The organism is Enterococcus sp. AZ063 (assembly GCF_051715045.1).
Classification (GTDB): domain Bacteria; phylum Bacillota; class Bacilli; order Lactobacillales; family Enterococcaceae; genus Enterococcus_D; species Enterococcus_D casseliflavus.
Map to the genome: position 1 here is coordinate 2,092,180 of NZ_JBIOTA010000001.1, position 13,268 is coordinate 2,105,447.

At 40.6% G+C, this 13,268-nt stretch carries 13 protein-coding genes and 1 pseudogene; all 14 read right to left on the reverse strand.

Annotation, left to right across the window (positions count from 1 at the left end; all coding sequences use genetic code 11):
- Positions 1–143 precede the first annotated feature (143 nt).
- The 14 genes and pseudogenes from IGK61_RS09675 to IGK61_RS09740 all read right to left on the reverse strand — a co-directional run bounded on the left by IGK61_RS09675 (position 144) and on the right by IGK61_RS09740 (position 13,041).
- A complete protein-coding gene (locus IGK61_RS09675; RefSeq protein ID WP_438844816.1) occupies positions 144–602 on the reverse strand; it encodes a DUF3788 family protein in 459 nt (152 codons plus the stop codon).
- Positions 603–650: 48 nt separating this feature from the next.
- Positions 651–1,115 carry a hypothetical protein gene (locus IGK61_RS09680; protein WP_074535246.1) on the reverse strand — a complete coding sequence of 155 codons (465 nt, stop codon included), beginning with the start codon at positions 1,113–1,115 and terminating at the stop codon, positions 651–653.
- A gap of 58 nt (positions 1,116–1,173) precedes the next feature.
- A complete protein-coding gene (locus IGK61_RS09685; RefSeq protein ID WP_074535245.1) occupies positions 1,174–1,476 on the reverse strand; it encodes an antibiotic biosynthesis monooxygenase family protein in 303 nt (100 codons plus the stop codon).
- Between the two features lie 167 nt (positions 1,477–1,643).
- A complete protein-coding gene (locus IGK61_RS09690; protein ID WP_005230091.1) occupies positions 1,644–2,018 on the reverse strand; it encodes a hypothetical protein in 375 nt (124 codons plus the stop codon).
- A gap of 270 nt (positions 2,019–2,288) precedes the next feature.
- On the reverse strand, positions 2,289–3,272 hold the full coding sequence (locus IGK61_RS09695) for a serine hydrolase domain-containing protein (protein ID WP_074535244.1): 984 nt from the start codon (positions 3,270–3,272) through the stop codon (positions 2,289–2,291).
- Positions 3,273–3,413: 141 nt separating this feature from the next.
- A complete protein-coding gene (locus IGK61_RS09700) occupies positions 3,414–3,965 on the reverse strand; it encodes a CDP-alcohol phosphatidyltransferase family protein (RefSeq protein ID WP_438844817.1) in 552 nt (183 codons plus the stop codon).
- 127 nt (positions 3,966–4,092) lie between these two features.
- The gene (locus IGK61_RS09705) at positions 4,093–4,785 is read right to left on the reverse strand and encodes a M23 family metallopeptidase (protein WP_074535242.1); all 693 of its coding nucleotides are present in this window, start codon (positions 4,783–4,785) and stop codon (positions 4,093–4,095) included.
- A 322-nt stretch (positions 4,786–5,107) separates the two neighbouring features.
- The gene (locus IGK61_RS09710; RefSeq protein ID WP_074535241.1) at positions 5,108–7,081 is read right to left on the reverse strand and encodes an ABC transporter permease; all 1,974 of its coding nucleotides are present in this window, start codon (positions 7,079–7,081) and stop codon (positions 5,108–5,110) included.
- A 3-nt stretch (positions 7,082–7,084) separates the two neighbouring features.
- Entirely contained in the window at positions 7,085–7,843 is a 759-nt protein-coding gene (locus IGK61_RS09715) for an ABC transporter ATP-binding protein (RefSeq protein ID WP_010749611.1), read from the reverse strand.
- A gap of 93 nt (positions 7,844–7,936) precedes the next feature.
- Positions 7,937–8,920, reverse strand: a complete 984-nt coding sequence (locus IGK61_RS09720) for a sensor histidine kinase (RefSeq protein ID WP_074535240.1) — start codon at positions 8,918–8,920, stop codon at positions 7,937–7,939.
- On the reverse strand, positions 8,913–9,605 hold the full coding sequence (locus IGK61_RS09725; protein ID WP_010749609.1) for a response regulator transcription factor: 693 nt from the start codon (positions 9,603–9,605) through the stop codon (positions 8,913–8,915). Before IGK61_RS09725 ends, IGK61_RS09720 begins: the two co-directional genes overlap by 8 nt.
- A gap of 107 nt (positions 9,606–9,712) precedes the next feature.
- Complete coding sequence (locus IGK61_RS09730) at positions 9,713–10,543, reverse strand: prenyltransferase (RefSeq protein ID WP_074535239.1); 831 nt, start codon at positions 10,541–10,543, stop codon at positions 9,713–9,715.
- A 335-nt stretch (positions 10,544–10,878) separates the two neighbouring features.
- Positions 10,879–11,306 (reverse strand): annotated as a pseudogene (locus IGK61_RS09735) (VOC family protein).
- Between the two features lie 73 nt (positions 11,307–11,379).
- Positions 11,380–13,041 carry a phosphoenolpyruvate carboxykinase (ATP) gene (locus IGK61_RS09740; protein ID WP_074535238.1) on the reverse strand — a complete coding sequence of 554 codons (1,662 nt, stop codon included), beginning with the start codon at positions 13,039–13,041 and terminating at the stop codon, positions 11,380–11,382.
- Positions 13,042–13,268: the final 227 nt, after the last annotated feature.

Sequence of the window (13,268 nt, forward strand, 5' to 3'; positions counted from 1 at the left end):
TCAGAGGAAAGGCGATAAACTTAGAGTCTTCTGATTGACTTTTACTTTTCTTAACCTAAAAAATGGGTAAACTATAACAAAGATTCCTTTTTGATAGATGTAATAAAATCAGACTATCCAAGTTAAATAAACATACTCTTACTTTATTTACTTTTTTTGAACACGATCAATTCGGTGATATCTTCAAAGAGTGGTGGATTAGCGACATCAAAAATCACAGAAAAAAACTTCATTTTCGTGCCATTAGTTAGCGCCTTATGAATGGTTTCCTTTGTCTCTTCACTGATTGGTAAAGACAATAACTGTGTTCGGACTTTCTCGCTAAAGTGAAAAGAGACTTTGAAGAAGTCCTCCCACATCGAGAGCCAAAAAATTGGTTTTACTTTATTCGTTCCACGAGTCGTTGTCCATTTGTATTCGCCTTTGGACAACCACGCTTTTCCATCTTTGTAATAGCGCCAATCCATAAGAGAGATGCCCTCGTTTTCAAGGGTTTCGATAAAACGTTGATAAATGACATATCCTTCACCCAAAGATTCTGCAATCAGCTGCTCTGTTGGTTTCACGTTTTTGTCTCGAAACAATTGCTTTTTGCCTTCCATCCTTCCACTCAACTCCTTTGCGCTTCGTTTTTTAAGGTTTTCGCTACGTTACAATTTGATTTTGTTGATATCATCTGTGATGACCCAATCATCCATATTTTTGTCACGATTGTACTGAAATGGTGTTATTTCTTCTAATTCAGCGATTTCATAGACCGCTAGATACTTTTTCCCTGCCCAACGATCGACTTGTTTTTTCGATAAATTCAACTCTTTTTCATAGCGTTTTACAAAATCTATGGATTCTTCTTTCGTCATCTTTTCAGATTCAATCACGTTGGCAATGCTGCCCCGATGAGTGATGGTCAAATCGCCGCCGGTCTCCACAAAATACACAAGATCGTTGATTTTGGCTCTTCCTCCTAAAGGTGATTTTCTGCCGGCTGCCCCCCGAATGATCATTGTTTTGTCACCGTGAATCAGTTTCTCAAGCTCTTTGGCTTCCTTATTTAAATAGACCAAATGTTCTGCCCGACCGACTTTTCCTTGATACCATTCTGCTGGTTTTGTCATAAGAAGTTCCTCTTTTCATATGAATTGTTTTTTGAGCTGTTCATTCCATAGTGGCTAGTTATTGGAACGTTTTTTTAATGGTGTATAGGTGAGAGGTGCAACTGTTTAGATTGATGAATGAATAAAACTTTTGTGCAAAGGCATTAGGCGTGCCGCATCGGGCAAATGTTTCCGCATCTTCTTTCGTTTCGAACTTGGTGATGTCCGCCCAAGTTTCTCCATCTACGAATAATTCAAAAGAAAGGTATCCTCTTTGTTTGGAAATGTATTCTCGGTTTAATTGTTCAACGACACGAACAAATTCCGCTGTTGAAACGCCTTTTTTTAATTTGTACGAATTATGAAAAGCAACCTGTGCCATCGGGGCTTCCTCCTTTTAGATTCCATCAAGTAATAGAGCGTTTAAAAAAAAACTAACAGTTCTCCATTCAACCGTTCAAATGACTTTTTTAACGTCCGTTGTATTTCTACCCTGTCCTTTCTTAACAGTTGCAACAAAAAGTCCGTTCAGCAGGAGAGCATTTGGTACTAAAGCGAGCACTCAAGAACTTCCCCCAATAGTTTGTCGTGGGGAACGATCAAACATTTCTCCATTGCTTTCCAGTAACTTTCATACAACTTTTTTTGAGCTTTGCCATAATTTTCTTCGCTATCAAACTCCCAATAGTGAGCATATTTCACACATTTTATGACTCTCGTCAATGGATCTGGCAGGCGACCTTCCTTGATGGTCCTCATTTCTTTGATGTAATGGGTTCGTTTCATTAATCGAAAGAACAAAGCCCCCTCCATGGCCTTCATTGCCTCTGTTGCTTCCTGCATGACTGCTTCAAAGGTCTCAACACTACTGGGTTTCACTTGATAGATACTGATTTCTGAAAACACCCCGACCGCTCCTTTCACTTGTGATTTTCTTCTCAATTATAGTATACCAAGTTTACGTCGTTGATAGTTTGGTCATTTTATTCATTTCTCATTTATCTTCCGTTTATTATTGATTTAGCCTCCTACCTGCGGGATCAAATTGCTAAATTATAATTTCATAAAAAGGCTAGCAGCCGAGCTTTATCAGTAGGTCACCTGCCTGCCATAGTCACAAAAGGGATCATTAAGCTTTCGTCTACAAAAAAAGCAATCAACTTTTGACAGCAGACTGCTTTTTCTTAACGCTCATTAGTGCAAAAGGAACGGTTTTAGCTCTGTCTCGATAAAGTCGATGCGATCAAAGACAGTTGGCTTAAAATACGCCGTAATGGCGATAACAGTCTCTGATTCGGGATCAATATAAAGGACATTTCCACTATTGCCGATGGCGGCATAGGTGCTTTTCTCAGCATCCAAGATCCACCATAAATACCCATAACTCATATTTTGAAATTTCTCTATGTTTGTCTCTAGCGGATTGACCATTTCAGTGAGCCATTGTGAAGAAATCACTTGTTGTCCTTGATGGATGCCTTGGTTCAAGCATAGCTCACCGATTTTGGCTAAATCTTTTGCTGAAAGACAAAGCCCGTAACCTGCAGTGCCAATATTTAAAGGATCGCAAAACCAAACCGGTTTTTTTGGTGCCTTGCTCATCGTAAAGTGCTTATGCTCTTGTGCCGTTTCCGCATAATAATTGGTCAGTTCGGCTACACCAAGAGGTCGAAATAAATAATGGTTCGCATAATCAACGGTCGTCATTCCAGAAGCTTTCGCTAACAAACCAGTGAGGATTTGCAGACAAACGGTTTGATAATTGAATTCATTTGTCACTCCTTTTCTTCCTCCCAATAAATCAAGCGAGGCGCTGGTCCAGTCGTCACTCGAACAAACCTTTGTCCATGGATCACCTTTGCATTTATACGGGGCTCGCATCGTTAATAGGTGTTTGATCGTAATATCCTGAATCGTTTTTTCGCCCCGTTTTACTTGATAGTCTGGAAAATAATCGAGTACTTTGTCATTGACACTCCGGATGACACCTTGATCGATCGCTATCCCAACTAGTAGAGAAACGATACTTTTCGTAGCGGACATAAGGTGGCAAGTATCCTCTGGCTTATACTCATGCCATTCATCCGTGTAAACTTCCTTTCCATTTTGGTAGGCAGCAATTTGGCAAATATTAGGCTGGTTTTTACTGATACATGCATGCAGTTCTTGTCTATTCATTTGTGAAGCCTCCCTTCAAAGATAAGCATAATACCATTAAAAATTGTTTTCAATGTTATTTTTAAAATTGTTTTTGAAGGGTCTTTTAAAAGTCTATTAGCGGTGAATACGCAAAAAAAGGCCCTCAATGATAGAGGCGCCTTACTTAAAACTTTCGAATATCGATTTTTGATTTCTATCCAGATTTTTTGAGAGGATCGTTATCAGCAATTCTTCTAATGCGGAAACAGTGGCGATGGTCCCCAAAATCAAGATAACAATTTTTTCATGGAACATGATGAGCAACAACGGGAAAATACATAAAAGAAATCCGACTGCTTTGTTGAGCCATGTATGCAGACTACTAAAAGACCGATATTTTACATAGCCAATCAGATAACTGACAAAACGAATCATAGCAATCATTAGTAGCCAGACCCAAAGCGTATGTACCGCCAACAGCTGTGGTAGAAAAGAAAGAAAAACTGCGAGAAAAAAGCTTACATCTGCGAAACTATCTAGTAAGGCACCCACCTCACTCGTAAGATTCAACCTTCTTGCAAGCAGCCCATCAACGAGGTCGCTTACAAAACAATAGGAATAGAGCAGCCAAAACCAGCCAGACATTGGCTGAAGGAATAGTAAAAGTGGTGCGAGAATCAGTCGAGTAGTGGTAAGGATATTGGGTAAATGATTCATTTGTTCTCCTTGCATTTCATTTTCTTCACAAATTTTGAAAGCCTAAGATTATTTTACATGCATAAAAGAAGTCCAAAGACTTTTAAACGTTTTTTCTTTTGAGCGTCCTACAAGCCCTGATGCAATGTTTCAAAACTGGTCCTTAGTATTCCTTCAACAATCGTATCCGATCCGTACTTCCTGGTATCCGATTCTGCACCTTTGTCCATCCCCTTGCTTGGTACACTTCATATTCTTGAAAGCGGCAAGGAAGACCTTTTGCATGGGCGATATCACTTGTGTCCATCACTTGAAAATGCAGATGAGGCGAAGTCGAATTTCCTGAATGGCCAACGCTTCCGATCACCATCCCTTTGGTGATGTTTTGTCCTACGGAAACATTGACAGATCCATTTTGTAGATGGACAAATGCCATATAAACGCCCTCAGAAGCTTTTATCACAATGTAGTTTCCAGCTATTTGTTGATAATCATCTTTTTGTTCATTAAAAAACAAACCATTTTTTACAGCGATCGAAAAATCTCTGATCCAGTGAACGATTTTCCGTTCCCGATAGCCATCTCTTGCAACAATTACTTCGCCATCACAAGGCGCATAGATTTTTTCGCCCCAACAATAACAGCTCTCCAGCGGAACCCCTAAGAAGAAATAGCGCAGAAAGCTTCGATTATGAAAAGCTTTGGTTTTCCCCTCAAAATTAACTTGTAAAAAATCAAAGGCATAACGCAACCCCATTCGATCGGTACCATGGCTAGGAATCTTCTCGGCTGGTGTAGTCGGCGCAAGCCACTCACCTCTTAAGGGGAATCCAATGGTTATCGGCTGCTCTTTCATAGGGCTTTCTCCTTTTTGGATCACATGATCTCTTTTATTTTGAAATGACTATCAATCGCGCGGCACTCTATACCCGTGCTTTACTCCTTTTCACTATAGGTCACCTAAGGATTTTTTTCAACTCTAAAAAGTGGGCTAACGGGCGTGCCTATCAAAAAAACACCTCAATCATGTAGTGATTCCAAACTGTTAGACCAAAAATTCTAACTTTTGAGCGTCGCTTCATGGATGAGGTGTTCTTACATTTTATTTTTTTGTAGCTCTTGGCGGTGACGGCTAATCCATCTAGCTATCGTCTGACTAAATAGCATTTGTCCATCCTCTACTGTTTGCGCTCCACCAATCGATAGTAGACTCTTGCGGTGATGAAATACACCAGCAGATAAATCATTGTAAACAACAGGACAGAAATAATCGTTACCGTAATCAATAAGTTACGATCCGTCAGACCAAAAAGAATCAGTAATTTTCGAATCATTGGTAAAGCAAACGCCAAATGGATGATCGCTGCCACCAAAGGAAATGAGAAGATCATCAAAACTTGCTGCTGGATCACTTGCTTGACTTCCTTATGGCTTAACCCAACTTTTTGCAAGATCTCGAAACGTTCTTTGTCCTCCATCCCTTCGGAAACTTGTTTATAATAAATGATCAATGCAGCAGCTAAAATAAAGATCACACCAAAAATCAAGCCTAAGAAGAAGAAGCCGCCGGTAAAGGTTTTTGTCTCAACTTCAAAAAGATCTTTTGATTCAACGCTCGCCTGAGCATCTGCTGCCAGAAGTTCGCTGCGAATCTGTTTTGCGATGGCTTCGCGATCGCTTGCTTCTTCTGTTTGAAAATTAAAGACTGTTGTTGTCACTGGTTGCTGGTAAAGTTGAAACTCTTCGTTTTGATACCAAGCGCTTAGCTTTTCGGCAAGCCACTGATCATCCACCACGAGAACAAGATGCTGAACGGGGTTTTCTGTTTTCGTGAATGTTGGCAGTTCTTTCAATTCCCGCAAGCGAAATTGACGATCATCGATCGTCGTCTTTTCTGGTAACGCTTGATGCGTCCAGGTGGCGGGAAAAACGAATAGTTCGTCGTCAGCGGGTCCTGTTTTCCCAGTGATTTCATGGTATTCAGAACTGGTAAGAAAAATAAGATACACGGCTTTATCTAAACTACCGCTATTTTCTTCAAAATTGGTTGAGGGAACAAAATTTGGTTCCTCAAAGGTAAAAAGCAACGGTCTTGTTGTAGTGACTTGCTGGCGCTCTTTGATCGATAGCTTCTCCTCAAGTCCATTAATTGCTGTGTTGATTTGCTGGGAATCAGCCGCTGACTCAATTTGAACATCGTAAGGAAAACGGGTTTCGATCACATTCTTTTGTCCAAAATAAAGACTGGCGGTCGTAGCAACGGTCACTAACACCATCGTTGATAAAATACAAATACTTGCTAAACCAGCCGCATTTTGCTTCATCCGATACAACATGGTAGAGACATTGATAAAATGGGTCGTTTGATAATAATAGGTCGTTCGTTTTCTTAAAAACTGCAATGCTTTGATACTGCCCGCAATAAACAACAAATAGGTAGCCAAGATTACGAGGACGACGGCGACAAAGAACAGGCCTAATGCACTGATAGGAGATTTGATCGTCACAGAGATCGTATAGCCTGCCACTAAACAAAGGACACCTAATAGTGCCAAAATACCTTTTGCTCGTGGTTCTTTTTCATTACGCTTGCTTCCCTGCAGTAGTTGAAGTGGATTGGTTTTGCGGACTTGCAGTATGTCAAATAAAAATAAACAACCAAAGACGAACATAAAATACAGGATCACCAAGCCAATACTCTCAAATGACAGTTTGAAGACAAAGAACTCGCCTACGGCTAAGATTTTCTTCAGTATCAAAAATCCTAATCGTGCAAACAATAAGCCACTGATCAATCCGGCGGCAAGGCTAATGAGAAAACTGTAAAAGAGTTCCCAAAAGACCACGAAGACTATCTCACGTTTTCCTAGTCCTAAAACATTGTAGAGACCAAATTCTTTTTTTCGCTGCTTGATCAAAAAGTTATTGGTGTAAAAGGAAAAGATCGCCGCAAAAATCATGAGGATGATATTTCCTAAACGAAACATGAAGATGGCGCTTTGACTACTAGGAAGTTCCTTCATTCCTGGATTGTTCACGATGATTTGCGTCATCATCAAAACAGCCACCAAGAAACTCATGGATAATAAAAAGGGTGTGTAAGCTTTGGCATTTTTACGCAAATTGGAGAAGGCGATTTTTTGAAAGAACATTGGTTACTCCTCCTTTGCAAAGACAGCAGTCATTGTTTCGGCTATTGCTTCTAGAAAAGCGGTATTGCTGCGATCCCCTCGATACAGCTGGTGAAACACATACCCGTCTTTGATAAACAAGACGCGTTGTGCGCGACTGGCTGCGATCGAACTGTGAGTGACCATCACGATCGTCTGTCCATTTTGATTGATCTGTTGAAATAATGTCAGCAGTTGATCAGAGGTTTTCGAATCCAGCGCTCCGGTTGGCTCATCTGCTAATAGCAGTTCCGGTTTTGTGATGATTGCTCGTGCGACAGCAACTCGTTGTTTTTGTCCGCCAGACAATTCATACGGATAGTGCTGCAATAAATCGGCGATCCCTAAAGTTTGTACGATAGGTTGAAGCTGCTTTTCCATTTGTTTGACGGAAACTTTTGATAAAACTAATGGCAATAAAATATTGTCTTTTACCGAAAAGGTGTCTAATAAATTAAAGTCTTGAAAAACAAAGCCTAAGTGATCCCGTCGAAAACTCGCTGCGTCTTTTTCTTTGATCGTGGTCAGATCGATGCCATTCAGCTGCATTTCACCCGCTGTTGGTTGGTCTAACGTCGCCATCAAGTTCAGCAACGTACTCTTTCCCGAACCTGATTCCCCCATGATAGCGACATATTCCCCTTCTTCTACCATAAAGGTAATATTTTTCAACGCTTCAACGGGTTGTCCGTTCAGCTGGCTTTGATAGATTTTTTTTACTTGTTGAATGTTTAAAAGTGTCATCTTGTTCCCTCCTTCCTTTTTAGAATAAGCTGACTGGCAGAAAAAAGCGACTTACAATAAAAACCGCAAACTTACAGTGTTGAAAGTTTGCGGCTATCGGTTATTTGTGGTGGGAAAATGAAGCGTGACGATGGTTCCCTGTCCCACTTCAGAATCAATCGCTAAACGGCAGCCGATTTTTTCAGCCGCTTGTTGACTCATATATAAGCCTAGCCCGCTCGCTCGTTGCTGAAAGCGACCATTTTTTCCCGTATATCCTTTCTCAAACACCCTTGGCAAGTCTTCCTTACGAATACCAATGCCGCTATCTTGAATCACTAAGGCATTGTCTTTAGTGAAAACGTTGATGCCACCAGTTTCGGTATACTTCAAGCTATTGAAAAGAACCTGTTCAAAAATAAAAACGAGCCACTTTCGATCGGATGTCACCGTCAAATCCACCGCCATGTCCAGTTGCAGATTCTTTTTCGAGAAAAACAAGGCATACTTTTTGATCGTTTGACGAACGAGGGGCGCTAAAGCAATCGACTCAAAGACAAAATCTTCATTCGCTAAATTTTGTCGTAAATAATTCAACATCATTTGCAAGTAATCATTCACCTTAAATAATTCCGCTTTGACCTCCGTCGGTGACAACGAATCGCTTTGGACCAAAAGATCCAGCGCAGCTAGAGGCGTTTTGATTTGATGAAGCCACAAGCCGAAATCTTCATAAATTTCTTCTTTTTTTAACGCTGCCTTGTAATCAGAAGTGGTTTTTTCTCTTGCCAATTGTTTAAGAAGGGCTTGGTATTCGTCTTCTAAACGATTTCGAGTGGCAGGCAAGAACGCCAACGCCGCTTCCGTCATACGTTGTTTTCTTAATAAATGCTGCAGCTGCTTTCTTTTTTGTGCGTAACGAAAATAATGAAAAAGGGAAAGTCCCCCTAAGATCACCCCTGAAAAGACCACATAGTCAATGAAGGGCTCCAATGAAAGGCTGTGGAGAAAGAATAGCCCAAATAGGCCCGCACTAAACAGCAGGTAAACGAGATAAAACTTTCCATAAAGGACGAAATATTCTTTCACGTTAGTCATAGGCGTGTTCCTTTTCTATCAAATACCCTTTATTCTTTACTGTCTGGATCAAATCGGATAGTTCGATCTGGCTTAATTTTTTTCGCAAGCGGGTCATATTGACCGCTAATGTGTTATTATCGATGAATTCTTCACTATTCCAGAGCATTTCAATGATGGTCTCTTTGGCTACGATCTTCCCTCGATGCTGCAAAAGCAAGGAAAGAATCCGAGCTTCATTTGGAGACAGTGGCAACTGTTCCCCCTGTTTTTTTAATACATTTTCTGTGGGATAAAAGGTTACTTGCCCTATCTCAAAGGTCAGCGCTTGTTGGTGGCTATACTGATAGCTCCGCCGCAGCAATGCTTGGATTTTTGCCAAAACGAAGGCTAAATCAAAGGGTTTTGTTAAATAATCATCTGCTCCCATGTTCATCGCCATGATCTGATTCATCTGTTGATCCATCGACGAAAGGAAAATGATCGGCACTTCTGACTTCTTGCGAATTTCTTGGCACCAATGATACCCGTTGTAATAAGGCAGCGAAATATCTAAAAGAACGAGATCCGGTTTGATCTCATGAAACTCTTGCAAGATGCTAGCAAAATTCTTCGCGGAAACACATTCGTACCCCCATTGCTGTAAATATTCTGCTAGAACAGAGACGATCGTTGCATCATCTTCAACAAGATATATTTTTTGCATGTCTTTCTCCTCTCTGTTGATTAATCACTTGCTTCTTTACAGACAGTGTACCAGAAAAGAAAAAGAATCGTCTAGATGGGGGGAACCTTTCAAAGGGCTGTTTTTCCTCAATCCTCTGCCAATCGAGCAAGAATTTCTTGGTAACGCTGTGTGGCAAAGGGACTGATATGCCCTTTTTGGCAAAAATTCAGTTTCCCCAGTTTGGGTACGACCCGTTCTACGATGACATTGCCATTTTGAACTTTCGATTCAAACTGCTGCAAAGCCTCCAAAAATCGTGCGTCTTTTCTGGCAGAAGGATAAAAAGACAAGACATACAGATAATAAAAAAGATTGTATCCTCTAAAGGGGTATTCTGTCTGCATAAATAATGTACCCATCCCATAATGACAGGGACTGATTGGCTGACGGATCTCCCAATGAGCAAGCAAAAATTCGCTTGCTTGCTTAAGCGTTTCCATTTTTTCACGATCATGAATATAGCGAAAAGCATCAAGGACCGTTAACGTCGTCATTGGCGTGGAAAAGTGGGTCTCCGGGCCGCGACCAAAACTATACTTATTACACTTCCAGCCGCCATCTGCTTCCTGAGTAGCAAGAAAATAGTGAACGGTCTGTTGCAGCCGCTGGTCCCTTGTGTAACCAAGAGCACACAGCGTTCGCAAAGCCAACGCCGTATGACATGGATAGATCCCCCCTGACGGAGAAATTTTAAATCTGCCATCTTCTCTCCATCCTTGAAAGATCAATGCGGCTGTCTCTTTTAATAAGTTCTCCTCAGGAGACATACCAAGTTCAAGTAAATAAAGAGGACTTTCTAAGGTCGTAAAGGGTGCTCCTTTTAGTAATTTATGGTCTGGCGTCGACCATAAATCGGCGCCATGATCATATTGATGGGAAATGATTGCTTCGATGTCTTGCTGAACCCTCTGATCCATATTGATCTTCCTCCCTCTCTTAAGTGTCGTGCCATCAACCCAATAATCCTCATTGACCCACGGTGCACTCGCTTCTAGAATGATAAAAATTCGAACGTTTTTTAACACACGAGTTAGGTTTTTATTTGTGAATTGTCCAAATGAATTTTAGAAATCAAATAGTTTTTTCCAGACGGACGTACTTTTAAAAAGAATGTTCTAGTTTTCCTGATGACAGGTTTTAAAAAAGTTTGTCTCTGATATCACATGGTTATACGAACCCCACAATGAAAGATCACCTGAATAGGAACACGTTCACGCAACAAGTTCATGCCACGCTCTTTTAGTAAAAGGAATCAGGCATAATGAAATAGTTCAAAACGAATGCCTTCTGGGCTTTCAAAGAATAAGGCATAGTAGTTAGGAGCGATGCGCTCTTTGTACTCCATTGGTCGATCGTGAAGGATCTTTACCCCTAAAGCTTTTATTTTGGGAAAGATCGCATCTACTACTTCGCGGCTTTCCGCCTTAAATGCTATGTGTTGACAGAGCCAAGTTTTCTTGAATCGATTTTCTCGTTCTTCCATTCTTTTCGTGGGGAACAAATGCCGAAATCAAATGAATCGCCTATATATTCTACTACTTCCATATCAGCATGTTCTAAGTACCCAGAATATTTCTTCTGAAGGTCAAAACCTAATAGTGCAAATAATTGATCATAAAAGCCTTCTGCTTTTTTTACATCATTGACTGTGATTTGGATATGGTGAAACTGAATGTTCATATTCGCTCCTTTCTGGCTAACAAAATAAGTGTTTCAGGAAAAAAGCCGCTTGCGGAAGTTTGATTCAACTAAATTAGCTAGGAAGCTCACTTAATGTAGAAATCACCTTTTCCATTGCCGTTGCTACTTCTTTAGGCAACTTATTATAGCCATCATTTTCTGTCTCTTGAGCCAAAATAAAGTCCAGCCGTCCTTGCATCCGCTCTCTTAAATGAGCAACATAGGAGGCATCTTGAAAATCGACTTTAAAGCCTGTTACTGGCAGGAAACTCATTTCGGTGATCCCACCGAAATTTTTAAATTCAGCCTCGCCTTCCACAATTTTTTCAATCGATGTTAGTGTGACTTCAGGCGTGACTTTCTTGCCTTTGTAAAAGCCTGTATTTAGAATATAACAAGCCGTTTGGTTTTCTTTAAACAAGTGCATGAAATGGGCAAAATCTTCCCCTAAAGGATAGACTCTAAATGGATTGGCATAAGGTTCGATGACCAGTTTATCTATATCCGTGGTCTCGACAATATGTTCAGCTGTCGTGCGCTTCGTAGCTAAGGTCAAACCAAAAACAGCGGCTAAAATCGGATCGTCAATTTTTACTACCGGAGGCAGCGTGTTATCTTTCATGATCCAAAATACGGCATCGATCGGCGAATCTAAATGGTCTACCCGATTAGGTGTGACATATCGTGATTTGACGGTTCGACCATTCCCATTACGAATATCTTGGGTCACGAGGACCTTTTTTCCTTTCTCGTCTAAAGTAACCCCAACATTTTGACAGGTGATAAAGTAGCGGACATTTGGGTTGGTTAGTGGATAGTCTTGCGTTTTATCAAAATAAGAAGGCTCCAGTGCAGTGGAGGCACCATTTGTTTGATTAATCACAAATGCATCGTCATGCAGAACCTTGATCTCATATTTGCCATCATGTTCTGCCAATGTGATAGTCGATTTTCCTGATCCTGAAAGACCAAAAGCAGCCATCGTAAATGTTCGATTCGGTAACTGATACTGCTTCATTCCCCCATGACACGCCACAAAGCCATGGCGATGCGCGGTAGCCCAAGCCAAAGTTAATGTCGCTTTTTTCAATTCACCAAAATAGTTTAAACCTAAGACTGCCGCAACATTGTGTTCAGGATCAAAAAGAGACAGCCCGTAAGGAAAATCAGGATGAGACCAGTCTGGATCAGCGTACAAAAAAATGTCCGTCTCTGGATATTCTTTGGAACGTTGGTATCTTTCCTCCCATGATTTCGTCATCAATTGAAAATTCAACAAATAAGAGTAAAAATTGGTTTCATAGTGCTCTGGTATCAACAGGTGAGCTTTGACCATAAACGCTTCGTCTAATCCTACAACAACTTCACCACCATAAAATTGCTTGCGGGTTCCATGATATAAGGCATCTCGCAAAATGTCTTCATATAATTCTCGCTGGATTCCAGGATGTCCGATGATGCGTCGAGCTGACGCTGTTCGTCCAACAACTTTTCCGTCATTAAACACGATGACTTTTGCATCCTCTGGTAGTCCTAACTCCTTGGTGTGTGATACCGGCATATCCGTAAGAATAGCCCCAGAAGATTCTTTTGCTAAGTGATAGGCAGTGGCTAGATCATCAATCCAAGTGACATTGTTCCCATAAAAAGCTGACTCTATCAACACTTTAAAACTAGACAAATGCGTATTTTGCGGTGTAATCTCTTTGTGTGAAAATGCACGAATCGTTGCCATGTGCAATCCCTCCTAACAAAAATTTTCTATTCACTACGTTTATTATAATACTTTCTAATCACTACACGCCATATTTTTATACACATTAACTATAAATTGCCGACAAACCATTTTGTTAAAGGATTTGGCTGTCTGCATATTTGTAGCTTCACTGCTTTTTGCATTGATTTTGTCCCCGCTCATCAATAGTGAGAAAGAACAAAAAAAACTGGAACAAAAAAGAGTGT

What these genes read in the sequence shown, in the direction of transcription:
- IGK61_RS09675 (WP_438844816.1), bottom strand. Translation starts at nt 602, where the DNA reads ATGGAAGGCAAAAAGCAATTGTTTCGAGACAAAAACGTGAAACCAACA.
- IGK61_RS09680 (WP_074535246.1), bottom strand. Translation starts at nt 1,115, where the DNA reads ATGACAAAACCAGCAGAATGGTATCAAGGAAAAGTCGGTCGGGCAGAA.
- IGK61_RS09685 (WP_074535245.1), bottom strand. Translation starts at nt 1,476, where the DNA reads ATGGCACAGGTTGCTTTTCATAATTCGTACAAATTAAAAAAAGGCGTT.
- IGK61_RS09695 (WP_074535244.1), bottom strand. Translation starts at nt 3,272, where the DNA reads ATGAATAGACAAGAACTGCATGCATGTATCAGTAAAAACCAGCCTAAT.
- IGK61_RS09700 (WP_438844817.1), bottom strand. Translation starts at nt 3,965, where the DNA reads ATGCAAGGAGAACAAATGAATCATTTACCCAATATCCTTACCACTACT.
- IGK61_RS09705 (WP_074535242.1), bottom strand. Translation starts at nt 4,785, where the DNA reads ATGAAAGAGCAGCCGATAACCATTGGATTCCCCTTAAGAGGTGAGTGG.
- IGK61_RS09710 (WP_074535241.1), bottom strand. Translation starts at nt 7,081, where the DNA reads ATGTTCTTTCAAAAAATCGCCTTCTCCAATTTGCGTAAAAATGCCAAA.
- IGK61_RS09715 (WP_010749611.1), bottom strand. Translation starts at nt 7,843, where the DNA reads ATGACACTTTTAAACATTCAACAAGTAAAAAAAATCTATCAAAGCCAG.
- IGK61_RS09720 (WP_074535240.1), bottom strand. Translation starts at nt 8,920, where the DNA reads ATGACTAACGTGAAAGAATATTTCGTCCTTTATGGAAAGTTTTATCTC.
- IGK61_RS09725 (WP_010749609.1), bottom strand. Translation starts at nt 9,605, where the DNA reads ATGCAAAAAATATATCTTGTTGAAGATGATGCAACGATCGTCTCTGTT.
- IGK61_RS09730 (WP_074535239.1), bottom strand. Translation starts at nt 10,543, where the DNA reads ATGGATCAGAGGGTTCAGCAAGACATCGAAGCAATCATTTCCCATCAA.
- IGK61_RS09740 (WP_074535238.1), bottom strand. Translation starts at nt 13,041, where the DNA reads ATGGCAACGATTCGTGCATTTTCACACAAAGAGATTACACCGCAAAAT.